Raw genomic sequence first — 24,663 nt, forward strand, 5'->3', positions numbered from 1 at the left:
CCGGTCGCCAACATCGGTAGGGGCAGTCTCCCCGGCGGCCCCCACCCGGTCCCGGGCGGGTGCTCAGGCCCAGAGCTGCCCGTGCAGCGCGGCCACCGCGGCCTCCGTGGTGGGCGCGGTGTACAGGCCGGTGGACAGGTACTTCCACCCGCCGTCGGCCACGATGAAGACGATGTCCGCGCGCTCCCCGGCGCGTTGGGCCTTGCGGGCGACGCCGAGCGCGGCGTGCAGCACGGCGCCGGTGGAGACGCCCGCGAAGATGCCCTCTTCGGCGAGGAGTTCGCGGGTGCGGCGCACGGCGTCCTCGGAGCCGACGGAGTAGCGGGTGGTGAGGACCGTCTCGTCGTAGAGCTCGGGCACGAAGCCCTCGTCGAGGTTGCGCAGGCCGTAGACGAGGTCGTCGTAGCGCGGCTCGGCGGCGACGATCCGTACGTCCGGTACGTGTTCGCGCAGGTAGCGGCCGACGCCCATCAGGGTTCCCGTGGTGCCGAGACCGGCCACGAAGTGGGTGATCCCGGGCAGGTCGGCGAGGATCTCGGGGCCGGTCGTGGCGTAGTGGGCGCCGGCGTTGTCGGGGTTCCCGTACTGGTAGAGCATCACCCAGTCGGGGTGCTCGGCGGCGAGCTCCTTGGCGACGCGCACGGCGGTGTTCGAACCCCCGGCCGCGGGCGAGGAGATGATCTCGGCGCCCCACATGGCCAGCAGCTGCCGGCGCTCCTCGCTGGTGTTCTCCGGCATCACGCAGACGATGCGGTAGCCCTTGAGCCGGGCGGCCATGGCCAGGGAGATGCCGGTGTTGCCGGAAGTGGGCTCCAGGATGGTGCACCCGGGGGTCAGCCGGCCGGCCTTCTCCGCCTGCTCGATCATGTGCAGGGCGGGGCGGTCCTTGACGGAGCCGGTGGGGTTGCGGTCCTCCAGCTTCGCCCAGATCCGGACGTCCCCGGAGGGGGACAGCCGGGGCAGGCGGACCAGCGGGGTGTCGCCGACCGCGGCCAGCGGGCTGTCGTACCGCATCGCTAGCGGGCCCCGCCCGCGACGGCCGGGAGGATGGTGACGTTGTCGCCGTCGGCGAGTTCGGTGCCCAGGCCGGCCAGGAAGCGGACGTCCTCGTCGTTCAGGTAGACGTTGACGAACCGGCGCAGCGCGCCGCTCTCGTCGACCAGCCGCTCGCGGATGCCCTGGTGGCGGGCGTCCAGGTCCTTGAAGAGCTCGTCGATCGTGGCCCCGGCGCCCTCGACGGCCTTCGCGCCGTCGGTGTAGGTGCGGAGGATGGTCGGGATGCGTACCTCGATGGCCATGTGGTGCTCCTCGTCGGAGTGCGTGGGTGCGGGGAGGCGTGCGGATCGGTTGCGGGCGCGAACGGAACGGGTGTTCTCCCGGGACAACCGTGGGCGCATGCTATCGATTCCCCGCCCCGCTCCCCCATGGCCGTCCCGGTGGGCGGGACGCGAGGTCCCGCCTGGTGGGACCGCCGGGCCGCCGGTCAGTAGGCCGCGACGATCCGGACCTCTTCCTCGGTGATCTCCCCGTCCACGATGCGGAACGAGCGGAACTGGAAGGGGCCCGAGCCGTCCGTGTCCGCCGTGGAGACCAGGACGTAGTGGGCGCCCGGTTCGTTGGCGTACGAGACGTCCGTACGGGACGGGTACGCCTCGGTGGCGGTGTGCGAGTGGTAGATGACCACCGGTTCCTCGTCGCGGTCGTCCATCTCGCGGTACAGCTTGAGGAGATCGGTGGAGTCGAACTCGTAGAACGTCGGCGAGCGGGCGGCGTTGAGCATGGGAACGAACCGCTCGGGACGGTCGCTGCCGGCCGGGCCGGCGACCACGCCGCACGCCTCGTCGGGGTGGTCGGCGCGGGCGTGCTCGACGATCCGGTCGTGCAGGGCCTGGGTGATGGTCAGCATGCGGGCCAGCATAGGTCGGGGCGCGCGGGGCCCCGCCGGGCCGTGACGGACGCCACTCGCCGGCCGCTTCCGGATAAGCGACGGGCCCGCCGCGCACCGGGGGGGGGAGGGTGCGGGCGGGCCCGATGGCCCGGCGTGGTGCCGGTGTCAGGCGGCCTGGTCGACGCTTTCCCGGGCGGCGGCCGAGTAGTCCTTGCGCGCGAACGCCTGCGGGTTGCGGGCCTTCAGCACGAAGTACGACACGACCATGATCCCGGCCCAGACGGGCGCGCAGTACAGCGAGATCCGCGCGTCCTTGTCGATGCCCATCAGCACGATCACCATGCCGATGAAGGCGAGGGCGAAGAGGCTGGTCCAGGGCGCTCCGGGGGCCTTGAACTCCGACGGCGGCAGCTCGCCGCGGTCGGCCTTGCGGCGGTAGCGGAGCTGGGCCAGCAGGATCATGATCCAGGCCCACATACCGGAGATGGTGGCGAAGGAGACGACGTACTCGAACGCCTTGCCCGGCCACTGGTAGTTGATCCACACGCCGACGAGCATGCACGCCGCGGAGACGGTGGTACCGCGCAGCGGCAGGCCGCGCTTGGTCAGGACGCCGAAGAACTTCGGCCCCTGACCGTTGAGGGACAGGTCGCGCAGCATGCGGCCGGTGGAGTACATGCCGGAGTTGCAGGAGGACAGCGCCGCGGTGAGGACCACGAAGTTGACGATTCCGGCACCGGCCGGCAGACCGATCTTGGCGAACGCCTCGACGAACGGGCTGACGCCCGGCTCGAAGACGGTCCAGCTGACCACGGACAGGATGATGATCAGCGCGCCCAGGTAGAAGACGGCGATCCGCCACGGCACGGTGTTGATCGCCTTGGGCAGCGTCTTCTTGGGGTCGGCCGCCTCGCCCGCGGTGACGCCGACGAGCTCGACGGCGAGGAAGGCGAACATGACGATCTGCAGCGTCATCAGCGTGCCGCCGATGCCCTTGGGGAAGAACCCGCCGTGGGACCAGAGCTGCGAGAAGGACGCGGTGTCACCGGCGTCGGAGAACCCGAGGGTGATGACGCCGATGCCGATCAGGATCATGCCGATGATGGCGGTGACCTTGACCATGGAGAACCAGAACTCCAGCTCACCGAAGAGCTTCACGGAGATCAGGTTGGCCAGGTAGAGAACGGCCGTGAAGACCAGGGCCGAGGCCCATTGCGGGATCGACTTGTCCCAGTACTGGACGTACTTGGCCGCCGCGGTCACCTCGGTGATGCCGGTGACGACCCAGAACAGCCAGTAGGTCCAGCCGGTCACATAGCCCCAGAACGGCCCGAGGAATTCACGGGCGTAGTCCGAGAAGGAGCCCGAGACCGGGCGGTACATGAGGAGCTCGCCGAGCGCCCGCATGATGAAGAAAATAACGAGTCCCGCTATCGCGTACGCGAGGATGAGACTCGGTCCGGCCTTGGATATGGCCGTGCCGGCGCCGAGGAAGAGCCCGGTGCCGATGGCGCCACCAATGGCGATCATCTGGATCTGTCGGTTGCCCAGCCCCCGCTGGTAACCCTCGGAAGCCTCACCGCTTCCGTCCCGCTCGCCGGCCTCGCCTGCGACGCGGTCCGCGACCTGCTCAGAGGTCATGGTGGAACGCCTTTCTCCATACCGATCCGGATCGTCCGGATCGGGTTCCGATCCCCCCGGATGGAGTCCTGCACGAGCCGACGGTCGGTCGGCCATAGCGCTCCCGCTCCACGACATGGGTGGCGTCGGTGGATGCAGGTCGTGAAGATTTATCACGGGTAATACGTAGATCGCCAGTTCGAATGTGCCGCAGACCACAGGCGAAGCGGGGCATACCCCGTAATCAGGGGCCTGTACCCCACTGCGGTAATGGGATCGTTATGCGGACACTCTTACCCGAAAAGCGGACGGAGATCGTCCGTGAAGATCGGAGCAGGAGCGGGGGAAGGGCGGGCGCCCCGCGCCGCGGCTAGCGCGGGCCCAGCGTCTCGATCAACGTCTCCTGGAGCCCGCCCAGCCACAGGTAGGCCATCACCATCGGCTTGCGGGGATCGTCGTCCGGCAGCCGGAAGAGGGCGTCGCTCTCGTCCTCGTCGGTGATCTCCAGCCGGGCGGCGATCGTCAGCCGGAGGTCGTTGAGGGTGCCCAGCCACTGCCGGGAACCCTCCGGGGAGAGCCGGAGCACGGCCGCGCCGCCCCCGGGGCCGTCCGCCGCGGACAGCCCGTCCAGCGAGCGGACGACCGCGAGGCCGTCGTCGCGCTTGCGGGCGCGCAGGTCGTTCTCGGTGTAGCGGCGGAACTCGGCGGCGTACGCGCGGGCCTGCTCGTCCTGCTCGGCGCCGGGGGTGCCGTAGGCGTCCGGGAAGAGGCGGGCCAGCGCCGGATCGGCGGGCGGCTCGCTGGGGCCCTCGGCGAAGAGGCGCGCCAGCGGATCCTCGTCCTCCGCCCCCGCGGGCCCGTCGTCCGGGCCGATCAGCTCCAGGAGCTGCACGGTGAGGTTGCGGAGGATGGAGACCTCGATCTCGTCCAGGGCGATGGCCGCCCCGCCGCCGGGCAGCGGCTCGAAGTGCCCGGCCATCAGCGGTCCTGCGACAGGGTCGCCCACAGGCCGTAGCCGTGCATCGCCTGCACGTCGCGCTCCATCTCCTCGCGCGATCCGCTGGAGACCGTGGCGCGGCCCTTGTGGTGGACGTCGAGCATCAATTTGCGGGCCTTGTCCTTGGAGTAGCCGAAGTACGCCTGGAAGACGTAGGTGACATAGCTCATGAGGTTCACGGGGTCGTTGTGGACGAGGGTGACCCAGGGAACGTCCGGTTCGGCCACGGCGAAGGGGGATTCGCCCGTCTCCGGACGTTCGATCTCGACAGGTGCCACACTCACGCCCGCTCCACGCCTCGCTTCTCCGTCGGGACACGGCGGTCCATACGCACTTCCCATGCTGCCACTTCGGGGCCCGCGGCGCACAAACGGCCCCCCGAAATCGTCACTCTGACGAGTATTCGCGGTAGCATCCGGTCGACGCCAGAACGGGAATGCGAGGTAGGGCCAAGTGAACGCTGCGGACCTGGGGCTGCCGGTGGCTGTGCCGTCGACGGCGCTCTTCACCGACCGGTACGAACTCACGATGCTGCAGGCCGCGCTGCGCGCCGGGACGGCCGGCCGGCGCTCGGTGTTCGAGGTCTTCACCCGGCGGCTGCCCGAGGGCCGCCGGTACGGCGTGGTCGCGGGCACCGGCCGGGTCCTGGACGCCGTCGAGAACTTCCGCTTCGACCCCGGCGTCCTGGAGTTCCTCGCCGACCGCGGCATCGTGGACGCCCCCACCCTGGAGTGGCTGTCCGGCTACCGCTTCCGCGGCGACATCTGGGGCTACCCCGAGGGCGAGGTCTACTTCCCCGGCTCGCCGATCATGCGGGTGGAGGGCAGTTTCGCCGAGTGCGTGCTGCTGGAGACGGTGATCCTCTCGATCCTCAACCACGACTCCGCGGTGGCCGCGGCGGCCTCCCGGATGGCCGTGGCGGCCGGCGACCGGCCGCTGATCGAGATGGGCGCCCGGCGCACCCACGAGCTGGCCGCCGTCGCCGCGGCCCGCGCGGCCTACGTGGGCGGCTTCGCCACCACCTCCGACCTCGCCGCCGGCTTCCGCTACAACATCCCGACCGTCGGCACCAGCGCGCACGCGTTCACCCTGCTGCACGACAGCGAGCGCGACGCGTTCCGCGCCCAGGTGGACTCGCTGGGCGGCGGCACCACGCTGCTCGTCGACACCTACGACGTGACGGAGGCGGTCCGGATGGCCGTCGAGATCGCCGGGCCGGAGCTCGGGGCCGTCCGCATCGACTCCGGCGACCTGCTGCTGCTCGCCCACCGGGTGCGCCAGCAGCTCGACGACCTGGGCGCGCACAAGACGAAGATCGTCGTGACCAGCGACCTGGACGAGTACGCCATCGCCTCGCTGGCCGCCGCCCCCGTGGACGCCTACGGCGTCGGCACCCAGCTGGTGACCGGCAGCGGGCACCCCACCTGCTCGATGGTCTACAAGCTGGTCGCCCGCGCGGACTCGGCCGAGCCGGACGCCCCGCTGCGGCCGGTCGCCAAGAAGTCGATGGGCGGCAAGATGTCCGTCGGCGGACGCAAGTGGGCCGCCCGGCGCACCGACGCGGACGGCGTGGCCGAGGCCGAGGTCGTCGGCACCGGACCGGTACCGGAGGAGCTGGCCGGACGGCAGCTGCTCGTCGAGCTCGTCCGGGGCGGCGAGGTCGTCGCCCGCGAGCCGCTGGACGCGGCCCGGGACCGGCACACGGCCGCCCGCGGCGCCCTGCCGCTGTCCGCCACGCAGCTGTCGAAGGGCGAGCCGGTGCTGCCCACGGAGTACGTCTGACCGGTCCCCGGGGGCCGGGCCGTTCGCCGACGCACCGTCGGCGTACCTCCGACCGCCCCCTGTGCCCCTCCCCCCGTCCCAGGGGACTCACTACCCTCGGTCACAGAGAGTCGAACAGCGTCGCGGCCGCCGCGGTCACGGCCGCGGGACGCCGTGAGGCGGGCGCTTCCGCGTCGTCGTCCGCGCGGCCGTCCGCGTCGCCCGATCGTCCGCATCGTCAGAGTCGTCCGTATCGTCGGCCGAGGGCCCTTCCGTAAAGGATCAAGCGCCATGAACCGTGCACTGATCATCGTCGACGTACAGAACGACTTCTGCGAGGGCGGCGCCCTCGCGGTGGCCGGCGGCGCCGACGTGGCGGCGGCGATAACCGACCTGGTGGGCGAGGCCACCGCCGGTTACGCCCACATCGTCGCCTCGCGCGACATGCACATCGACCCCGGGGACCACTTCTCGGAGCACCCGGACTACGTCGACTCGTGGCCCGTCCACTGCGTGGCCGGCACCGAGGGCAGCGGGTTCCACCCCAACCTGGCGCCGGCCATCGCCTCCGGCGCGATCGGCGCGGTGTTCGACAAGGGCGCCTACGCGGCCGGTTACAGCGCCTTCCAGGGCGCGGACGAGAACGGGACCGGCCTCGCCGACTGGCTGCACGCCCGGGACGTGACGGAGGTCGACGTGGTCGGCATCGCCACCGACCACTGCGTCCGGGCGACCGCGCTGGACGCCCGCCGGCAGGGGTTCGCCACGACCGTCCTGCTGGACCTGACGGCGGGCGTGGCCCGGGAGACCGTCGACGCCGCCCTGGAGGAGCTGCGCGGGGCGGGCGTGGAGCTGATGGGCAAGCCCGTGGTGGGCTGACGGACCGAGCCCACTCCGGGTCGCCCCCGGCCTCAGGCGGCTCCCGCCGGGCGGCGGAGCAGCCGCGCTATCGGATGCCACCACTCCGTCTCGTCCTCCGGCGCCGAACGCCACACCAGCCCGTCCGGGTGGTGCAGCGCGGCGCTCACCTCGTCCGGGCTCGGCGGTTCGCTGTTCCCGCGGAGGAAGACCGCCCGGAGGCCGAGATTCCGTACCCGCGTCAGCGCCCGCTGGCGGTTCGCGGCATGCACCAGGACCCGTACCCGCGACCCCGGCCGCGCCTCGCCGCCGGGTGGGCTGGGCAGGGACAGGGCGACGACCACACTGCCGTCCGGGAGCTTGACGAATCCGCCGCCGGCCATCCGCATCACCCTCCGTGGAGCCTCCGGGTCGGCCCCCGTGTCAATAAGGGACCGTCACCACCGCATCCAACCCCGATCCACCGCGACCCGCCAGGGAATTCCGGAAAAACGCCTCTGACCTGGGGGTTCGTCGGCATCGCAAATGATCTCGCGGCTCCGGACCGACCGTCGCCCGACGCCTTCCCCGGTCGTCCGGGAGGCGGCTGTCAGTAGTGGGGGCGCCTGCCGCGGGCGGGTACGCGGGCGCGTTCCGCCCACCACCCGGGCGGGCCGGCCGCGCCCCGCGCCTCTCACGCCTCGGGACGGTGGGCAAGGGCGTGCTTACCGGCCGTTCCCCTAGGGCAGACAGGACCGTAGAGTCTTTTTGCGGTACGTACCTGTCGGCTCTGCACCCCACCATCCCCCCGAGGACGGATTCCGTCATGCCGCGTCCGACGTCAGCACAGATCGTTTACGGCTCGGCCACCGTTGTTCTCTCGACCCTCCTCATGCTGCTGCTGTCGCGGACGAGTTCGGGCGTCGGGATCGCCGTCGTCTCCCTCGGCGCGCTGGCACTCGGCCTGCTCGTGGCCGCGCTGGTGCCCGGCGCGCGCCGGAGTCCACGGGCGGAGGCGGTGGCGCCCCCGGTGCGCCGGCCCGCCGAGGCGCGGCCGGCGGGCGCACGAGCGGGCGCACGAGCGGGCGCACGAGCGGGCGCCCGGATGAGCGAGCGAGTGGGCGAGCACTCACTGCACGGCTGAGACCACCACGGTCTTGGCCGCCTTGTCGTGGATGCACTGCTGGTACGGCTTGTCCCAGGCGCACCAGAGCACGTTGATCAGCCAGAACAGCGGTCCGCAGCAGGGCACCACCCACGGCAGGCAGTAGACGGCCGCGCGGATCCAGCCCGGGGCGTTCCGGGGCACGGCGCCGTTCTCCAGCATCGCGACGCGGATGCCCATCGCCATCTTGCCGACCGTCTGCCCACGGGCCGTCAGCATCAGGCCCTCGTAGAGGAAGTAGACGATCGCGACGAGGACGCTGAGGCCGGTGTTCTTGGTGTTGTCCTGGGACGGGTCCCAGTGGTCCCAGACGAACGCCGAGTAGATCAGGCTGACCGGGACGAACACGATCAGGAAGTCGATGATCCGGGCGAGCAGCCGCTTGAAGCGGCTCGCGAGCGGCGGCATGCCCGCCAGCGGGTCCGCCGCGCCGAACCCGTCCCCGTAAGGGTTCCCCGGGCCGCCGTGCGGGGGCGGCCCCCCGGCGCCGTAGGGGCCGCCGTGACCAGGGCCGGGACCAGGGCCGACGCCGGGGCCGGGGCCGTATCCGCCGCCCCCGTGGGGGCCTCCGGCGGGCGGGCCGCCGCCGGGCGCTCCCCCGTACGGCGGGAGGTCCTCCGGCGGCTTCTTGCCGAACGGGTCGTCGTCCTGCGGCTGATCCGTGCTCATGGCCCGAGTACACCCCGGAGGGCGGGCCGCCGCATCCGGGGTGTATGCCGTTCGAGTTGCCCGGCCCGACGGTCAGCCGCGGCCGGACGCGACGAAGGTGCGCGCCGCCTTGTCGTGCCAGCACTGCCGCCAGGGGCGGTCGAAGAGGCACCACACCGCGTTGAGCACCCCGACGGCCACCACCCCCAGCAGGCTGTACACCAGCCAGCGGCGCAGGGCGGCGGCGAACGACGGGGTGTCGTGCGACTCGATGTCCAGCACCCGCACCCCGCACAGCTTCTTGCCCGGCGTGCGGCCCCAGGTGGCGGTCGGCAGCACCTCGTAGAGCACGCCGCCGAGCAGCAGCGCGCCGAGGACGATGGCGAGGTACGTGCCGGTGGTGCCGTCGAGCAGCCAGACGGTGACGGTCTCGCCGGAGCGCTTGGCCCGGTCCACCTTCTCGTCGATGTGGCTGACGGCCTTGGCCCAGAGCGGCACCGCGACGGCGGCGACGGCGCCGCCGAGCACCACCGTGTCGATCAGCCGCGCGGCGAGGCGCCGCCCGAGCCCCGCGGGGCGGCCCTCCTGCCGCGCGGCGAGCAGGAACGGGTTCTCCGCCGGCGGCTTCCACGGCGCGGGGGCCGCGGCCTGCGGAGCGGGCGCGGCGGCTTGCTGGGCGGGCACGGCCTGCTGGGCGGGGAGAGGCTGCGCGGCGGAGGCCGACTGCGGGGCGGGCGTGGGCTGCTGCGAGGCGGGCGTGGGCTGGGGCCCGGCGGGAGCCGCCTGCCGCGCGGACGCCGGGTGCGGGGCGGCGGCGGCCGACTGCTGCACGGGCAGGGACTGGGCCTGCGGCTGCGGCTGTGATTGCGGCTGTTGCTGTTGCTGCGGGGGCGCCTGATGAGCGGGGTGCACGGGCTGCGGGTGCTGGGGGGCGGGCTGTGCTTGTGGCTGCGGCTGGTGCTGAGGCTGCTGCCGCTGGCTCGGAGGCTGGTGCGGCTGCTGGGGTCGCTGAGGCTGCTCCTGGGGCGTCCAGCCGCCGTAGGGCGACGGGCCCGGAACGCCCGGTGCCTGCCCCCGCACCTGCGGCCCGGCCGGAGACGAGGGCCGGCCCTGCATCGGCTCCTGCGCCTGGGCCTGGGCCTGCTGCGGAAGCGGCCGCGCCGTCACCGGCCGGGGCGTCGGGTCCGGCGCCCGGTGCCACGCCTCCCCGCCGCCGGGCCCCGCCGGGGCGGTCCGTCCGCCGAGGTCGACGGTCCCCTGGCCGCCCCGCGGCGCGGCGGCGTCCGGCAGCCGCGGGTCACGGCCGCCCGGAACGGATCGCTCCGCCACGGGCCCGTCCCCGCTCCAGCCACCGGGCATCCCGGACGGCGAGGCCGCCGGGGTCGCCCCACCGCCGTACCCCCGCTCGTACCCGTCCCCATAGCCGGTCCCGCCGACGCGGCCGTCGGCCCGGCCGTTCCCGGCCTCCCAGGGGTCACGCTCGGCGCGGACGCCGTCGACGGCTCCCGCCGCCGGCTCCTCGTCCAGGAACACCGGCCCCGTCTCGTTCGACGAGGCGACGCCGGTCCGGCGCGGCGTGGACGGTCCCGGGCCCTGCCGCGCGGGCGGCGTGGGACCCTGCGGAACGGCCGGCGGAGGCACGGGCAGACCGGGCGGCGGCCCCGGCAGCGGCTCGCCGTCGGCGGGCGCGGGCCGGCTCGTCCCCGGGACCCAGGCGGTGCCGCTCCAGTAGCGGATGTAGCCGGGGATGGACGGGTCCGGGTAGAAGCCGGCGCCGGGGCTGCTGCCGGCGGATCCCGGGATGGGTGCGCTCATGGTCTCCGGTGTCCCGTATCTGTTCGGCCGTGCTGGGATGTCAGGCAGTCTGCCGCACTGGCGTGGTGTCCTGTGTACCGCTCCGGTGCCCGTGCTCGCGACTGCGGACGCGTTTCCCTGTGACATCTATGCGCAAAAGACAACCCGGGGCGCGGCCAACAGGTCTACCAGACGGCATTCCTCCGTGGGATGCGTTGCCGACGGAACCACTCACACGTGCGACCGGGAACACCACGCGATGCCGCACGCGGGTGGTGTGGAGGGTGAGACGCGCGAGCAGGCGAGGAGGCGGTGCGAAGTCGCGTCATGACCCGGGGCCGGTCCGCTCTGTTCTGTGCGGACCCGGTTCGCGAGAGACCGCGCACCGGGCAGTGGAACGGAGCGAGAGGGCGCACTTCATGTATTCCGTGGTGGAGCGAGACCTGGAGATCGACCTGGTGCTGTCGCCGGAGCACCGCGTTCCGGTGCCGGCGCGGCTGCACTACCGGGCGGAGGATCCGTACGCCGTGCGGATCTCCTTCCATGTGACGTCGGACGAGCCGGTCAACTGGACGTTCGGGCGCGAGCTGTTGACGGAGGGGCTGCGGCGGGCCTGCGGCACGGGCGACGTCCGTGTGTGGCCGGCGCGGAGCGGCGGGCGGTCGGTGGTGTGCGTGGGGCTGACCTCGCCGGACGGCGACGCGCTGCTCCAGGCGCCGGCGGAGGAGGTCGCGGGCTGGCTGGCCGGCACCCTGCGGCTGGTGCCGCTGGGTGCGGAGCGGGAGCGGCTCGGACTGGACGAGGGGCTGCGGGAGTTGCTGGCGCAGGGGGCCTGACGGGGTGGGGACGGGGGCCGGGCCCGGCCCCCGTCCCCCTCAGAACACCTTGCCCGGATTGAGGATCCCCAGCGGATCGAACACCGCCTTGATCCCCCGCTGCATCTCCATCGCCACCGGCCCGGCCTCCCGCGCCAGCCACTCCTTCTTCAGCAGTCCCACCCCGTGCTCCCCGGTGATCGTGCCGCCGAGCTCCAGCCCGAGCGCCATGATCTCGTCGAACGACTCCCGGGCGCCGCGCGTCTCGTCCTCGTCGGCGGGGTCGAAGCAGACGACGGGATGGGTGTTGCCGTCGCCGGCGTGGGCGCAGACGCCGATGGTGAGGCCGTGCCGCTCGGCGATGGCGGCCGTGGCGTCGACGAACGCGGCGAGGCGCCCGCGCGGCACGCAGACGTCGTCGATCATGGTGGCCGGGCTGAGCGCCTCCAGGGCGGGCAGCGCGACGCGCCGGGCGTGGAGCAGGAGTTCGGACTCGGCCGGGTCGTCGGCGGGGACGACCTCGGTGGCCCCCGCCGCGGTGCACACCTCGGCGACGGCCGCGAGGTCGGGGCGGGGGTCGGGGGTGTCGAAGGCGGCGAGGAGCAGGGCCTCGGTGGACTCCGGGAGGCCCATGCCGGTCAGGGAGTTGACGGCCCGTACGGTGGTGCGGTCCATCAGCTCCAGCAGCGACGGCGCGTGCCCGCGCGCCATGATCCGGCGGACGGCCTCGCAGGCCGTGGCGGTGGACGGGAACTCGGCCGCGAGCGCGAGCTGCGCGGGCGGGGCCGGGCGCAGCGCGAGGACGGCCCGGACGACGATGCCGAGGCTCCCCTCGGAGCCGACGAACAGCCGGGTCAGGTCGTAGCCGGCGACGCCCTTGGCGGTGCGGCGGCCGGTGGTGAGCAGCCGGCCGTCGGCGAGGACGACGTCCAGGCCGAGCACGTACTCGGCGGTGACGCCGTACTTGACGCAGCACAGGCCGCCGGAGGCGGTGCCGATGTTGCCGCCGATGGTGCACTGCTCCCAGCTGGACGGGTCCGGCGGGTAGTACAGCCCGTGCTCCAGGACGGCGCGGGAGAGCACGGCGTTGACGACGCCCGGTTCGACGACGGCGATGCGCTCGACCGGGTCGATCTCCAGGATCCGGTCCATCTTGGCCAGCGACAGCACCACGCAGCCGTCGACGGCGTTCGCCGCGCCCGACAGCCCGGTGCGGGCGCCCTGCGGCACGACGGGCACGCGCAGCGCGGTCGCGGTCCGCATCACGTGCCGGACCTGCTCCACCGTCCGCGGCAGGACGACGACGGCGGGGGCGCCGGCCGGGCAGAAGCTCGCCATGTCGTTGGCGTAGGAGGCGGTGACGTCGGGGTCGGTGAGGACCGCGCTCTCGGGGAGTCCCTCGCGCAGCAGACTGATCAGATCGCCCATGCGTTCACCTTCCCACCCGGGAACGGCCGGTGGTAGATCGCGGACCGGACGGGCGCGGCGCGGCCCCGCCGGGAAGGGCGGGACCGCGCCGGGTGGGGGGTGGGTCTCGAGGGGCTCCGGGCCGGGCTCAGAGGTTGCCGCGCTTCTCCTGCTCGCGCTCGATCGCCTCGAAGAGGGCCTTGAAGTTGCCCTTGCCGAAGCCCATGGAGCCATGGCGCTCGATCATCTCGAAGAAGACGGTCGGGCGGTCCTGGACCGGCTTGGTGAAGATCTGCAGCAGGTAGCCGTCCTCGTCGCGGTCCACCAGGATCTTCAGCTCGCGCAGCGTCTCCACGGGCACCCGGGTCTCGCCGGCCCACTCGCCGAGGGTGTCGTAGTAGCTGTCCGGGGTGTCCAGGAACTCGACACCGGCCGCCTTCATCTGCCGCACGGTGGTGACGATGTCGTTGGTGGCCAGCGCGATGTGCTGGAGGCCGGGGCCGCCGTAGAACTCCAGGTACTCGTCGATCTGCGACTTCTTCTTGGCGATCGCGGGCTCGTTGAGCGGGAACTTCACCTTCCGGGTGCCGTCCGCGACGACCTTGGACATCAGCGCGGAGTACTCGGTGGCGATGTCGTCGCCGACGAACTCCTTCATGTTCGTGAAGCCCATGACCCGGTGGTAGAACTCCACCCACTCGTCCATCCGGCCGAGTTCGACGTTGCCGACGCAGTGGTCGATGGCCTGGAAGTTCCGCTTGGCGGGCGGCGCCACGATCGGGGTGGCGGCGACGAAACCGGGCAGGTACGGGCCGCTGTAGCCGGAGCGGTCCACCAGGGTGTGGCGGGTCTGGCCGTAGGTGGCGATGGCGGCGAGGACGACGGTCCCGTGCTCGTCCTTCAGCTCGTACGGCTCCTCCAGGCCCCGGGCGCCGTGCTCGACCGCGTAGGCGTAGGCGGCGCGGGCGTCCGGCACCTCGATGGCCAGGTCCACGACGCCGTCGCCGTGCTCGGCCACGTGCTCCGCCAGGAAGCGGCCGCGCTCGGTGGCCGCCTTGATGACCGTGGTGAACACGAACCGGGCGCCGCCCGACTCCAGGACGTAACTCGCCGTCTCCCGGCTGCCGTTCTCCGGTCCGGAGTAGGCGACCAGCTTCATGCCGAAGGCCGAGGCGTAGTAGTGCGCGGCCTGCTTGGCGTTCCCGACGGCGAAGACCACCGCGTCCATCCCCTTGACCGGGAAGGGGTCGGCCTGCCGAGCGGTGTCAAAGGCGTGTTCTGTGGTCTGCGTCATACGCGCAGCGTCTCGCCGATCCACAAGGTGCGCAATAGTTTCTGCTTTCGCTGGGCAATGTGCACAGTGGACGTCCGGAACCGCCGGACGTTCTGTACATGGTGACCACGAGGGGTCGGCTGTGGCGATCGATCGTTTGGACGGCAGGCTGATCGAGCTGCTGGCGCAGGAACCGCGCATCGGGGTCCTGGAGATGTCCCGCCGGCTGGGCGTGGCCCGCGGCACGGTCCAGGCCCGGCTGGACCGGCTGCTCTCCCAGGGCGTCATCCGCGGCTTCGGCCCGGACGTGGACCCGGCGGCGCTCGGCTATCCGGTGACGGCGTTCGCGACGCTGGAGATCAAGCAGGGGGAGGGGCCGGACGTCCGGTCCCATCTCGCCGGGGTGCCCGAGGTGCTGGAGTTGCACACCATCACCGGGCACGGGGACATGCTGTGCCGGCTCGTCGCGCGGTCGAACGCGGATCTGCAGCGGGTGATCGACAAGGTGGTGGGGATCGAGGGGATCGTGCGGGCGTCGACGGCGATCGTGATGGAGGATGCGGTGCCGCTGCGGATCATTCCGCTGGTGCGGCAGGCTGCCGGGGGGTGAGGGTGCCCCGGTCCCGCCCTTTCACCGTTTCTTGCGGGGGCAAGCCCCCGCACCCCCTGAAACCGCGCTCCGCGCGGTTGTCCTCAAACGCCGGACGGGCTGAAGTGTGCGCCCGGGCGCGAAATCAAGCCCGTCCGGCGTTTGAGGACGAGCGGCGAAGCCGCGAAAAGGGGGTCTGGGGCGCAGCCCCAGGAAACGGCGAAAGGGCGGGACCGGGGCACCCCCACCGCGTCAGCAGCTCGGCACCCGTCCCCCCGACGCCAGCCCCCGCAACGCCTCGACGGCACCCTTCACGTCAGCGACCGGAACGAGGCGCAAGCCGCCAGGCGCCCCCGCCGAAGCCTCCGCACACTGCGCCTTCGGCACAAGGAAGACCCCCGCCCCGTCCCGCCCGGCGGCCTGCACCTTCAGCCCGACGCCACCCACCGGCCCGACCGTCCCGTCGGGGTCGATCGTCCCGGTCCCCGCGATCGTCCGCCCGCCGGTGAGGTCACCGCCCCGTCCGTCCCCGTCCAGCTTGTCGATGATCCCGAGCGTGAACATCAGCCCCGCGCTGGGCCCCCCGATGTCCCCCAGGCTCAGGCTGACCTTCACGTCCGAAGGCGACCGGTGAAGGTGCCGCAGGGCGGCCCGCACAGCCGAGTCCTGCGACTTCCTCATCTCCTCGACGTTCCGCTCCTCCGTCTCCTTGTCCGACTTGCCGGGCGGGAACACGGAGTCGTGCGGCATCACCGTCCGGTCCGTACGGAACCAGTCCGAGGCGACCTCGGGCAGCGTGATCTCCGCGTCCGGCCCGGTGGCGATGATCGAGACCATGCGGAGCTGGCCGCTGGTGCGCCGGGCCTCGGCGCCGCTGACCGTGATCACCGGCTTGCCCTGGTGGTCGCCGAGGACGTCCACCGTCCAGCCGGGTCTCGCGATCGTGAACGGCAGCGGAGCGAACGCGGCGGTCACGAGCAGCGCCAGGACGGGCACGGCGCAGACGGCGAGGGCCCGGGTGCGGCGGGACCACGCGGACGGAGACGAAAGTGGCATACCGCGAATCTAGTTCACCGCCGCACCACGGAGAGCCGCGGCCTCACCGGAGCGCCCTCACCGGAGCGCGTCGGCCACCTCCTTCGCGGCCTCCATCACCCGGGGCCCGACCCGGTGCGGTACGGCGTCGGTGAGCATGACGACCCCGACGCTGCCCTCGATGCCGCTCACCCCGAGCAGGGGCGCGGCGGCGCCGCTGGCGCCCGTCTCCAGTTCGCCGTGGGTGAGCGCGTACCCGGGGTTGTCGACCTCGCCCGCGCGGGCGGCGAGTATCGCCCGGCCGGCCGCGCCGCGGTCCAGGGGGTGGCGGAACCCGGCGCGGTAGGCGACGTGGTAGTCGGTCCAGGTCGGCTCGACGACGGCGACGGCCAGCGCCTCCGCGCCGTCGACGAGCGTGAGGTGGGCCGTCGCCCCGACGTCCTCGGCGAGCGCCCGCAGCGCGGGCAGCGCGGCCTCCCGGACGAGCGGGTGCACCTGGCGTCCGAGCCGTAGGACGCCGAGCCCGACGCGGGCCCGGCCGCCGATGTCCCGGCGGACGAGTTCGTGCTGCTCCAGTGTGGCGAGCAGCCGGTAGACGACCGTGCGGTTGACCCCGAGCCGGGTGGCCAGCTCGGTGACGGTCAACCCGTGATCGGTCTCGGCGAGCAGTTTCAGGACACGCAGTCCTCTGTCGAGCGTCTGCGAAGTCTCCGCGGTCACGACGCCCCCTCCTCCGATGAAAGGCGGGCTCCCGTCGCGGTGGGGTTGCGCTTCCGGTCCCGTCCGGCAGCGCGCGAGGAGAGGCCGCCGGGTCGCTTGACGCATACGTTCCTTGACGCATACCACCGGCCGCGCTCCGCGGCGGCGCTGCCACGGGGCGTGTACGTGACCGGCACGGTAGCGAGCCGGTCCGCTCTCCGGAAGAGTCTGCCCACAATCCGGGCGCCCCGCGGGCTATTCGGGGAACGGACGATCAACGAATCGTTCCGTCGCGGGCGCCCGGACCGTCGGGCTCGTCTCGTACCGTCACGTCACTTCATGCGCGTGGCCCACTCGCGCACCTTCTTGATGCGCTCGTTCAACTGCCCGGCCGTGGCCTCCGCGCTCGGCGGTCCGCCGCAGGTGCGGCGCAGTTCGGTGTGGATCACGCCGTGCGGCTTGCCGCTCTGGTGCGCGTAGGCGCCGACCAGGGAGTTGAGCTGCTTGCGGAGCTCCAGCAGCTCCTTGTGCGTGACCACGGGCCGGCGTTCGGCCGGCACCTCCAGCAGGTCGGCCTCCGCGTCGGGCTTCCGCCGGCTGTGCGCGATCTGCCGCGCCTGCCGCTTCTGCAGCAGCAGTTGCACCTGCTCCGGCTCCAGCAGCCCGGGGATGCCGAGGTAGTCCTGCTCCTCCTCGCTGCCGGGATGGGCCTGCATGCCGAACTCCGCGCTGTTGTACAGCACCCGGTCGAAGACCGCGTCCGACTCCAGCGCCTCGAACGGCAGCATGTCCTGCTCGCCCGTGTCAGCGTCTTTTTCGTCCCGCTGCTTCTCCGCCTCCGCCAATTCCTTCTCGGACTCGGCGTAGGGGTCCTCCTCGCCCTCCTTCTTGGGCTTGTCGAGGACGTGGTCGCGCTCCACCTCCATCTCGTTGGCGAAACCGAGCAGCATGGGGATGGTCGGCAGGAAGACCGACGCCGTCTCGCCGCGCCGCCGCGACCGCACGAAGCGGCCGACCGCCTGCGCGAAGAACAGCGGCGTCGAGATCGTCGTCGCGTAGACGCCGACCGCCAGCCGGGGCACGTCCACGCCCTCGGACACCATGCGGACGGCGACCATCCAGCGGGAGTCGCCCGCCGAGAAGTCGTCGATGCGCTGCGACGCCCCCGAGTCGTCGGAGAGGACGACCGTCGGGCCCTCGCCGGTGATCTCCCGGAGGAGCTTGGCGTAGGCGCGGGCCGAGTCCTGGTCGGAGGCGATGACGAGGGCGCCCGCATCCGGGATGCTCTTGCGGACCTCGGTGAGCCGCCGGTCCGCGGCGCGCAGCACGTTGGGCATCCAGTCGCCGCGCGGGTCGAGCGCGGTGCGCCACGCCTGGCTGATCGCGTCCTTGGTCATCGGCTCGCCGAGCCGGGCCTCCAGCTCGTCGCCGGCCTTGGTGCGCCAGCGCATGTTGCCGCTGTAGGAGAGGAAGATCACCGGGCGGACGACGCCGTCGTTGAGGGCGTTGCCGTAGCCGTAGGTGTAGTCGGCGGCGGACCGCCGGATCCCGTCGTTGCCCTCCTCGTAGGTGACGAACGGGATCGGGTTGGTGTCGGAGCGGAACGGCGTACCGGTGAGGGCGAGCCGGCGAGTGGCCGGCTCGAACGCCTCCAGGCACGCCTCGCCCCAGGACTTGGAGTCGCCGGCGTGGTGGATCTCGTCGAGGATCACGAGCGTCTTGCGCTGTTCGCAGCGGTTGCGGTGCAGCATCGGGCGTACGCCGACACCCGCGTACGTCACGGCGACGCCGTGGTACTCGCGGCCCAGCGGGCCCGCGCTGTACTCCGGGTCGAGCTTGATGCCTATGCGGGCGGCGGCCTCCGCCCACTGCTTCTTCAGGTGCTCGGTCGGGGCGACGACGGTCACCTGCTGGACGACGTGGTGGTGCAGCAGCCAGGACGCGAGGGTGAGCGCGAAGGTGGTCTTGCCGGCGCCGGGGGTGGCGACGGCGAGGAAGTCGCGCGGCTGCTCCTGGATGTACTTCCCCATCGCGCCCTCCTGCCAGGCGCGCAGCTTGTTCGCGGTACCCCAGGGGGCCCGGCCGGGGAAGGCGGGCGAGAGATGGTGGTTGGCTGTGGTGGTAGTCACGGTCTCCGTCGGCTGGATCGGGGCCTTGAGAAATCGGTAAACGACAACCGCGTCAGCCTACCGGGGGCCGGGCCGGGACCGTCCGCGTGCGCGGGCACCCAAAAGGTCCCGACCGGCCTCGACCGGTTCCGGCCGGTTCCGGATAATTTCGGACAAGCCCTGGCGGGCGCGGGCGGCGGGCCCCCGCCCGTCAGCCCGCCACCAGTTCCCCGAGCCGCCGTGAGACTTCCGCCACGTCCCGCACCCGGCCGGTCGTGACGTCGAGGACGAGCCGCTCGGCGGCGTCGACGTCCCGCCGGAGCTCCACGCCGTGCAGGGCCAGGAACGTGACGCAGGCCAGCCACGCGGTGCGCTTGTTGCCGTCGACCAGCGGGTGGTTGATCGCCAGGCCCTGGAGCAGCGCCGCCGCCTTGTCGACCGGCTCCGGGTGCACCTCGTGCCCGTACATCTCCGCCGCCGGGCGGTGCAGGGCGGACGCCAGCCCTCCGGCGTCGCGGACGACGACCTCGGTGTCGCCGGCACAGGCGCATCCGGCCACCACCAAGGCGTCCTCGGGGGTCAGGTAATCGGTCCCGGCGGCCCTCACTTGAGCCGGTCCAGCAGCTCGCGCCAGGTCTCCGCCTGCTCCACCGCCGTCCGCCGGACCCGCGCCCGGCGGTCGGTCGCGGACAGGTACTCGTCCACCGCGCGCAGGGCGGCGGCCCGCGGAGTGATGCCTTCGCGGCGGGCGCGCTCGCGCAGCGCCGCCGAACGGTCGTCGTCGAGGCGGAGGTTCAGGGACATGTTCGAACATTAGGGCGTCAACGGGCGGGCGCGGTACCGGTTTTCGGCTCGGCGCCGCCGGCCGGTCCGCCGCTCGCCGGCGCGCCGTCCTCCCGGACGGCCGTCGTCTCCGCCGCCGGCCGCAGCCGGGTGGTGATCCAGGCGCCGGCCAGGGCCACCGCCGCCAGCGTCACGTAGACGGAGACGAAGGCGGCCGGCGGGGCCGCGGTGTCGGCCGCGTCGCCGTCCGCGGCCACGGTCCCGCCGCCGAAGGCGCCGAAGAGGACCCCGCCCGCGCCGACCAGGACGATGTTGCCGAGGGCGTCGGAGAGCTGGAGGGCCGCCGAGTTGATCCCCTCCTCGCCGGGGCGGGACAGGGAGAGGACGAGGATGCCGCTGCTGGAGATCGTCAGGCCGATGCCGTAGCCACCGACGATCCACGCGACGGCCACCAGCCAGACCGGCACCCCGTCGATCAGCACCAGCGGCACCAGCGCGACGGACGCGCTGACGAGGACCATGCCCAGGCCCATCAACCGGTTCCGGTGCCGCTCGAGGCCGGAGCGGCTCTGGGTGAACGAGCCGAGGGCCCAGGCGAGGCCGCCGCCGGTCAGGGAGAGTCCGGCGGCCGTGGCCGACAGGTCGCGTTCGGTGACCAGCATCAGCGGGATGAAGCTCTCCGCGCCGAGGAAGGCGCCGGCCGCGACGCCGCGCAGCAGCACCACGGACGGCAGCCCGCGCGCGGCCCGGAAGGTGCCCTTCGGCACCAGCCGGACGATGGACGGCGCGAGCAGCGCGAGCCCGGCGGCGGCCGGGACCAGGGCGAGCCAGGTGCGGTCCTGCCCGGCGTACTGGAGCAGCCCGGCGCCGCCGGCGACGGCCAGCGCGAGCAGCACGCGCCGCCGGTCCACGCTGCCGCCTCGGTCGGTCCGCGGCAGCTTCCGCAGGGCCGGCAGCATGATCAGCAGCGGCAGGAGGACGAGGACGGGGATCGCCAGGAAGACCCAGCGCCAGCTCAGCCGCTCGGCGACCGATCCCGCGACCACCGGCCCGACCAGGACCGGCACCACCCAGGCCGCCGAGAACGCGGCGAGGATCTTCGCCCGCAGCCGCTCTGGGTAGGCGCGGCCCACGACCACGTACAGCGAGACGAGCACCATGCCGCCGCCCAGCCCCTGGACGAAGCGGGACCCCACGAACATCCACATGTCCTGCGAGCAGCCCGCGAGGACCAGCCCGGCGCCGAACGCGGCGATGCCGGTGAACAGCGGCCCGAGCGGGCCGGAGCGGTCGCTCCACTCCCCCGAGAGCGCCATGGAGAACAGGCTCGCCGTGAAGTAGGCGGAGAACGCGAAGGCGTAGAGGCCGATGCCGTCGAGCGCGCGGGCGGCGATCGGCATGGCCGTGCTGACCGCGCTGGCCTCGAAGGCGATGAGGGAGACCACGGAGATGATGCCGAAGGTGAGCCCGCGGTAGCGGCGGCCGAGCACGCCGCCCTCCTCGTCCGGCGGGTACGCGAGGGCGGCGGAGGAGGACGGCGACGGCGGCGGCGGGGGCGGGGGTATGGAATCGGCTGTGCTCATGCCAGGCAGCGTAGGGAGGGGCCGTTCGCACCGCCTCTGGCTCGGGAACCGTTTCGGCCTCATCCCTTCGCCCTACCTCCGGAGTCACATGGGCCCCGCGGGCCCGGGGGCTGGTCGGCCCCGGGGGACGCTCGACGCCGGGGGGCCGTTTGCTCCCGGGGCCGCTGACGCCGAGGGCCGGTCGCTCGGGGGACCGCTCAACGCCGGGGGCGGTTCACGCCGAGGGCTGGTCACTCGGGGCCGCCGACGCCGAGCGCCGGTCGCTCGGGGCCGCCGACGCCGAGGGCCGGTCGCTCCCGGTGCTGCTCACGCCGAGAGCTGGTCGCCCGGGTGCCGCTCACGCCGAGAGCCGGCCGCTCCCGGGCCGCCGACGCCGAGAGCTGGTCGCCCGGGGGCCGCTCACGCCGAGACCCGGCCGCCCTCCGGCCGCTCACGCCGTCAGCAGCACACCCGCGTAGGACACCCCCGCGATGACCACCCACGAGCACAGTCCCAGCGCCGCGACCCGCCCCCCGGTCCGTACCAGCGACGGCAGGTGGACGGCGCTGCCGAGCCCGGACAGGGCGGCGGCGAGCAGCAGTTCCTGGGCGTGCTGGGCACCGTCGAGCACCCCGCCGGGCACGAGCCCGGTGCTGCGCACGGCGACCATGGCGAGGAAGCCGAGGACGAAGAGGGGGACGAGCGGGGGCCGCTTGCCGTGCTCGGAGGGAACCGTCGCCGTCGGGTCGCCGGCCGCCGCCGCCCGGGCCTGGGCGCGCCGCCGGCTCACGGACACGGCGACGGCCGCCACCAGCGGTGCCAGCAGCGCCACGCGCATCAGCTTCACCAGGACGGCCTCGCCGAGCGCCGTCGGACCGGCCGTCTGCGCGGTCGCCACCACCTGCCCGACATCGTGCACGCCCGCGCCGACCCAGCGCCCGAACTGCGTGTCGTCGAGCCCGAGCGGGTGGTGCAGCAGCGGCAGCACGGCGATCGCGAGCGTCCCGCACAGCGTGACGAGGGCGACGGACGTGGCGACGTCCTCCTCGTCGCTGCCGGAGACCTCGCTGACCGCGCCGATCGCGGAGGCGCCGCAGATCGAGTAGCCGGTCGCGATCAGCAGCGGCTGGTCGCCGCGCAGCCCGAGCCGGCGGCCGAGCCAGAGCGTGCCGAAGAAGGTGGCCGTGACGACGACGAGCACCATCGCCACCGTCGCCCAGCCGACCCCGAGGACGTCGCCGATGCTCAGCTTCAGTCCGAGGAGCACGACGCCGACGCGCATCAGCCGCTTTCCGGCGAGCGTCAGCCCCGGCCGTCCGACGCCCCGCACCCGGGCCTTGACGCCCGGCAGGTGGGCGGCGGCGATGCCGAGCACCACGGCCGCGGTGAGCATCGGCACGGCGGGGACGAGCCGGTGCGCCGTCCAGGCCAGGGCGACGCCGAGGACGGCCATGGCCAGCCCGGGGAGCTTGCCGGGGGGCGCGGCGGCCGTTCCGGTGCGGGCACCGCCCGGCCGCGCGTTGATCACCGCCATGACGGCTGTTCCCCCTGGTGTTCCTGTTCCGGCTCGTACGGCCGGTAAACCCTATATGACCGGATCATCTGGTATATCCGGGCTGCTTCTTGCCGCTCCCGTCGCATCACAGCTCGTCGGCGGGCAGGTGGTAGACGCGCCGCACGCTGGAGCCCAGCCGCGCGATGTCCGCGCCGTAGACGTGGATCGAGATCGCGGTGGACGAACAGGCGTTGCGCACCCGGTGGATGTCCCCGGGCGGCGCGAAGCCGCAGACGTCGCCCTGCGCGTTGACGACGTCCTCGGTGGCGACCAGCCGGCAGCTGGTGCCGTCCGGGACGAGCCGGTACCGGCGCTCGCTCTCGGCGCCCTGGTGGACGCCGGTCACACACCACGAGACGTGGTCGTGGACGGAGGTCTGCTGTCCGGGCAGCCAGACCAGGGCGACGAGCGAGAAGCTGCCGTCCGGTTCCGCGTGCAGGATGTGCTGGCGGTAGCGCTCGGGGTCCCCCTCGCACTGCTCGGGGGTGAGCAGGTCGTCGGCGCCGAGGTGGCCGGCGAGCCGCTCGCCGACGAGGTAGGCCGTCGTGTCCGGCGGCAGGCCGCGGCCCACTGCCTCCCGGACGTCGTCGATGAGCCCGCGGAGGCGGGCGGTCGTCGGGGCTGCGGTAGGAGTGGTCATACGGGCAGGGTCGAGGGCGTGATCCATCACGTCCAACGACAGTTTGTTGGCCGGGGGCCAACTCCCGCTTATGGATCGCGGGAACGCGCCGGGGGGCGGGAGCGGGGGCCGGAGGGCGCGCGAGGCTCTGGGGCGCGGGGGCTGGGGGGGCGGGCGCGGGGCGCGGGCGCCGGGGTGCCGGGCCCGCGGGCGCCGGGGTGCCGGGCGCCGGGGTGCCGGGCGCCGGGGTGCCGGGCGCCGGGGTGCCGGGCGCCGGGGTGCCGGGCGCGGGTGTGGGGCCCCGGGGGCGGACGCGGGGCCCCGGGGGCGGACGCGGGGGCCCGGGGGCGGACGCGGGGGCCCTGGTAGGGGCGCCCGGTAGTGGCGCCCGCTGGTAGCGCCCGGCAGGCGCGACGCAGGGCTCCGGGAGCAGGCCCGCCCCCGCCACCCGAGCGCGAGCCCCCGCACACCCGGGCGCGAGCCTCCGGACCGGAGGGGCGAGCGCGGGGCCTCGAACAGCGGGCGCGGCAGCCCGCTCAGCACCCCACCCGCCGCGCCGCCGCGGCCTTGAGCTCGTCGAGGACCAGCGCGGTGGCGGGGACGCGCAGGTGGTCGCGGAGGACGTACGCCGAGACCCGGCGCCGGGAGGCGGGGTCGAGCGCCCGTCCGGTGATCCGGTCGTGGCGCAGGAACGACAGCACGAGCCCCGGCATCATCGCCACCCCCAGCCCCTCGGCGACGAGGGACTGCACGACCAGGTTGTCGTCGGTGGTGAAGGCTATGTCGGGGGCGAAGCCGACCTCGGCGCACTCGTGCAGGAAGTTGGTGCGGCAGCGCAGGCAGCCGGCGATCCACCGCTCGTCGGCCAGGTCCGCCAGGCCCACGGCGCGGCGGCGGGCCAGCGGGTGCCCGGCGGGGAGCAGCACGGTGAGCTGGTCCTCCAGCAGGGGTATCTCCGCGAGCTCGTCCGGGACCTCGTCGTGCAGCCCGGGGTAGGTGAAGGCGAGGGTGATGTCGCACTCCCCGCGCACCAGCCGGCGGAGCGAGTCGGGCGGCTCACCCTCCAGCAGCTCGACGCGGACGCCGGGGTGGTCGGCGGCGAGCCGGGCCAGGGCCTCGGGGACGAGGGTGGCGCCGGCGCTGGGGAAGGCGCAGACCCGGACCCGCCCGGCCCGCAGCCTGGTCAGCGAACTCATCTGCTGCTGGGCGACGGTGAGGGTGTCCAGGATCGTCTCGGCGTGCCGGGCGAGCGCCTCCCCCGCCTCCGTGAGCCGCATCCGGCGGCCGACGCGGGTGAACAGCGGGGTGCCGACCGACCGCTCCAGGGCCTTCATCTGCTGGGTGATCGCGGGCTGGGTGTAGCCGAGGGCCCGCGCGGCGGCGGAGTACGAACCGGCCGCGACCACCGCGTGGAACGTCTTGATGTGCCGGGAGTCGAACACGCCGGAATCATAAGCGGAATTTGGGGCAGCAGGCAGATCCGGCTTGAATGACTTCTGGATCAACGG

Annotated in this window: 25 protein-coding genes; 5 read left to right on the plus strand and 20 right to left on the minus strand. The window is 73.3% G+C overall.

Annotated features, from left to right (window positions below):
• Window positions 1-63: 63 nt before the first annotated feature.
• The 6 genes from J7W19_RS11805 to clpS all read right to left on the minus strand — a co-directional run bounded on the left by J7W19_RS11805 (window position 64) and on the right by clpS (window position 4,789).
• Window positions 64-1,014: a PLP-dependent cysteine synthase family protein gene (locus J7W19_RS11805; protein WP_004951077.1), complete on the minus strand. Its 951-nt coding sequence runs from the start codon at window positions 1,012-1,014 to the stop codon at window positions 64-66.
• 2 nt (window positions 1,015-1,016) lie between these two features.
• Window positions 1,017-1,298 carry a MoaD/ThiS family protein gene (locus J7W19_RS11810; protein WP_004951074.1) on the minus strand — a complete coding sequence of 94 codons (282 nt, stop codon included), beginning with the start codon at window positions 1,296-1,298 and terminating at the stop codon, window positions 1,017-1,019.
• Between the two features lie 185 nt (window positions 1,299-1,483).
• Entirely contained in the window at window positions 1,484-1,906 is a 423-nt protein-coding gene (locus tag J7W19_RS11815; protein ID WP_004951072.1) for a M67 family metallopeptidase, read from the minus strand.
• Window positions 1,907-2,053: 147 nt separating this feature from the next.
• Window positions 2,054-3,529: an amino acid permease gene (locus J7W19_RS11820; RefSeq protein ID WP_004951070.1), complete on the minus strand. Its 1,476-nt coding sequence runs from the start codon at window positions 3,527-3,529 to the stop codon at window positions 2,054-2,056.
• A 349-nt stretch (window positions 3,530-3,878) separates the two neighbouring features.
• Window positions 3,879-4,487 carry a DUF2017 domain-containing protein gene (locus J7W19_RS11825; RefSeq protein ID WP_004951067.1) on the minus strand — a complete coding sequence of 203 codons (609 nt, stop codon included), beginning with the start codon at window positions 4,485-4,487 and terminating at the stop codon, window positions 3,879-3,881.
• The gene (clpS, locus tag J7W19_RS11830) at window positions 4,487-4,789 is read right to left on the minus strand and encodes an ATP-dependent Clp protease adapter ClpS (RefSeq protein WP_004951066.1); all 303 of its coding nucleotides are present in this window, start codon (window positions 4,787-4,789) and stop codon (window positions 4,487-4,489) included. Before clpS ends, J7W19_RS11825 begins: the two co-directional genes overlap by 1 nt.
• A gap of 169 nt (window positions 4,790-4,958) precedes the next feature.
• Here clpS and J7W19_RS11835 point away from each other — a divergent pair, with 169 nt between their 5' ends.
• Entirely contained in the window at window positions 4,959-6,287 is a 1,329-nt protein-coding gene (locus J7W19_RS11835) for a nicotinate phosphoribosyltransferase (protein WP_004951064.1), read from the plus strand.
• Window positions 6,288-6,557: 270 nt separating this feature from the next.
• On the plus strand, window positions 6,558-7,145 hold the full coding sequence (locus J7W19_RS11840; protein ID WP_004951062.1) for an isochorismatase family protein: 588 nt from the start codon (window positions 6,558-6,560) through the stop codon (window positions 7,143-7,145).
• A gap of 32 nt (window positions 7,146-7,177) precedes the next feature.
• Here J7W19_RS11840 and J7W19_RS11845 read toward each other — a convergent pair whose 3' ends face one another.
• On the minus strand, window positions 7,178-7,507 hold the full coding sequence (locus tag J7W19_RS11845) for a hypothetical protein (RefSeq protein ID WP_040891683.1): 330 nt from the start codon (window positions 7,505-7,507) through the stop codon (window positions 7,178-7,180).
• Between the two features lie 422 nt (window positions 7,508-7,929).
• Between J7W19_RS11845 and J7W19_RS11850 the strand changes: the two genes are divergently transcribed.
• A complete protein-coding gene (locus J7W19_RS11850; RefSeq protein ID WP_004951058.1) occupies window positions 7,930-8,247 on the plus strand; it encodes a hypothetical protein in 318 nt (105 codons plus the stop codon).
• On the opposite strand, the gene J7W19_RS33475 is transcribed toward J7W19_RS11850, so the two are convergent.
• Both J7W19_RS33475 and J7W19_RS11860 read right to left on the minus strand, forming a co-directional pair.
• Window positions 8,233-8,937, minus strand: coding sequence for an RDD family protein (locus J7W19_RS33475; RefSeq protein WP_004951056.1), 705 nt, complete (start codon window positions 8,935-8,937; stop codon window positions 8,233-8,235). The genes J7W19_RS11850 and J7W19_RS33475 overlap by 15 nt on opposite strands.
• 72 nt (window positions 8,938-9,009) lie before the next feature.
• Window positions 9,010-10,731 carry an RDD family protein gene (locus J7W19_RS11860; RefSeq protein ID WP_004951054.1) on the minus strand — a complete coding sequence of 574 codons (1,722 nt, stop codon included), beginning with the start codon at window positions 10,729-10,731 and terminating at the stop codon, window positions 9,010-9,012.
• Window positions 10,732-11,129: 398 nt separating this feature from the next.
• On the opposite strand from J7W19_RS11860, the gene J7W19_RS11865 reads away from it, so the two are divergent.
• Window positions 11,130-11,546, plus strand: a complete 417-nt coding sequence (locus J7W19_RS11865) for an SsgA family sporulation/cell division regulator (protein ID WP_004951052.1) — start codon at window positions 11,130-11,132, stop codon at window positions 11,544-11,546.
• Window positions 11,547-11,585: 39 nt separating this feature from the next.
• Here J7W19_RS11865 and J7W19_RS11870 read toward each other — a convergent pair whose 3' ends face one another.
• Together J7W19_RS11870 and hppD are read right to left on the minus strand one after the other, a co-directional pair.
• Window positions 11,586-12,953 carry an FAD-binding oxidoreductase gene (locus J7W19_RS11870; protein ID WP_004951049.1) on the minus strand — a complete coding sequence of 456 codons (1,368 nt, stop codon included), beginning with the start codon at window positions 12,951-12,953 and terminating at the stop codon, window positions 11,586-11,588.
• 127 nt (window positions 12,954-13,080) lie between these two features.
• The gene (hppD, locus tag J7W19_RS11875) at window positions 13,081-14,226 is read right to left on the minus strand and encodes a 4-hydroxyphenylpyruvate dioxygenase (RefSeq protein ID WP_004951047.1); all 1,146 of its coding nucleotides are present in this window, start codon (window positions 14,224-14,226) and stop codon (window positions 13,081-13,083) included.
• 121 nt (window positions 14,227-14,347) lie between these two features.
• Between hppD and J7W19_RS11880 the strand changes: the two genes are divergently transcribed.
• A complete protein-coding gene (locus J7W19_RS11880; RefSeq protein ID WP_004951045.1) occupies window positions 14,348-14,815 on the plus strand; it encodes an Lrp/AsnC family transcriptional regulator in 468 nt (155 codons plus the stop codon).
• 231 nt (window positions 14,816-15,046) lie between these two features.
• On the opposite strand, the gene J7W19_RS11885 is transcribed toward J7W19_RS11880, so the two are convergent.
• From J7W19_RS11885 to J7W19_RS11920, 9 genes are all read right to left on the minus strand, one after another.
• Window positions 15,047-15,850, minus strand: a complete 804-nt coding sequence (locus J7W19_RS11885) for a hypothetical protein (RefSeq protein ID WP_004950570.1) — start codon at window positions 15,848-15,850, stop codon at window positions 15,047-15,049.
• 57 nt (window positions 15,851-15,907) lie between these two features.
• The gene (locus J7W19_RS11890) at window positions 15,908-16,549 is read right to left on the minus strand and encodes an IclR family transcriptional regulator (protein ID WP_004950572.1); all 642 of its coding nucleotides are present in this window, start codon (window positions 16,547-16,549) and stop codon (window positions 15,908-15,910) included.
• Between the two features lie 311 nt (window positions 16,550-16,860).
• Window positions 16,861-18,657, minus strand: a complete 1,797-nt coding sequence (locus J7W19_RS11895; RefSeq protein WP_086025274.1) for a DEAD/DEAH box helicase — start codon at window positions 18,655-18,657, stop codon at window positions 16,861-16,863.
• A gap of 190 nt (window positions 18,658-18,847) precedes the next feature.
• On the minus strand, window positions 18,848-19,243 hold the full coding sequence (locus tag J7W19_RS11900; RefSeq protein WP_040891532.1) for a type II toxin-antitoxin system death-on-curing family toxin: 396 nt from the start codon (window positions 19,241-19,243) through the stop codon (window positions 18,848-18,850).
• Complete coding sequence (locus J7W19_RS32885; RefSeq protein WP_004950581.1) at window positions 19,240-19,440, minus strand: hypothetical protein; 201 nt, start codon at window positions 19,438-19,440, stop codon at window positions 19,240-19,242. The genes J7W19_RS11900 and J7W19_RS32885 overlap by 4 nt, the downstream gene beginning before the upstream one ends.
• A 17-nt stretch (window positions 19,441-19,457) precedes the next feature.
• Window positions 19,458-21,002, minus strand: a complete 1,545-nt coding sequence (locus J7W19_RS11905; protein WP_051072699.1) for an MFS transporter — start codon at window positions 21,000-21,002, stop codon at window positions 19,458-19,460.
• A gap of 430 nt (window positions 21,003-21,432) precedes the next feature.
• The gene (locus J7W19_RS11910; protein ID WP_004950585.1) at window positions 21,433-22,515 is read right to left on the minus strand and encodes a YeiH family protein; all 1,083 of its coding nucleotides are present in this window, start codon (window positions 22,513-22,515) and stop codon (window positions 21,433-21,435) included.
• A 106-nt stretch (window positions 22,516-22,621) separates the two neighbouring features.
• Window positions 22,622-23,176 (minus strand): cysteine dioxygenase family protein, encoded by a 555-nt coding sequence (locus J7W19_RS11915; RefSeq protein ID WP_004950588.1) that lies wholly within the window; start codon window positions 23,174-23,176, stop codon window positions 22,622-22,624.
• Between the two features lie 515 nt (window positions 23,177-23,691).
• On the minus strand, window positions 23,692-24,597 hold the full coding sequence (locus J7W19_RS11920) for a LysR family transcriptional regulator (RefSeq protein ID WP_004950592.1): 906 nt from the start codon (window positions 24,595-24,597) through the stop codon (window positions 23,692-23,694).
• Window positions 24,598-24,663 lie beyond the last annotated feature (66 nt).

Source organism: Streptomyces mobaraensis NBRC 13819 = DSM 40847, from assembly GCF_017916255.1.
GTDB lineage: Bacteria > Actinomycetota > Actinomycetes > Streptomycetales > Streptomycetaceae > Streptomyces > Streptomyces mobaraensis.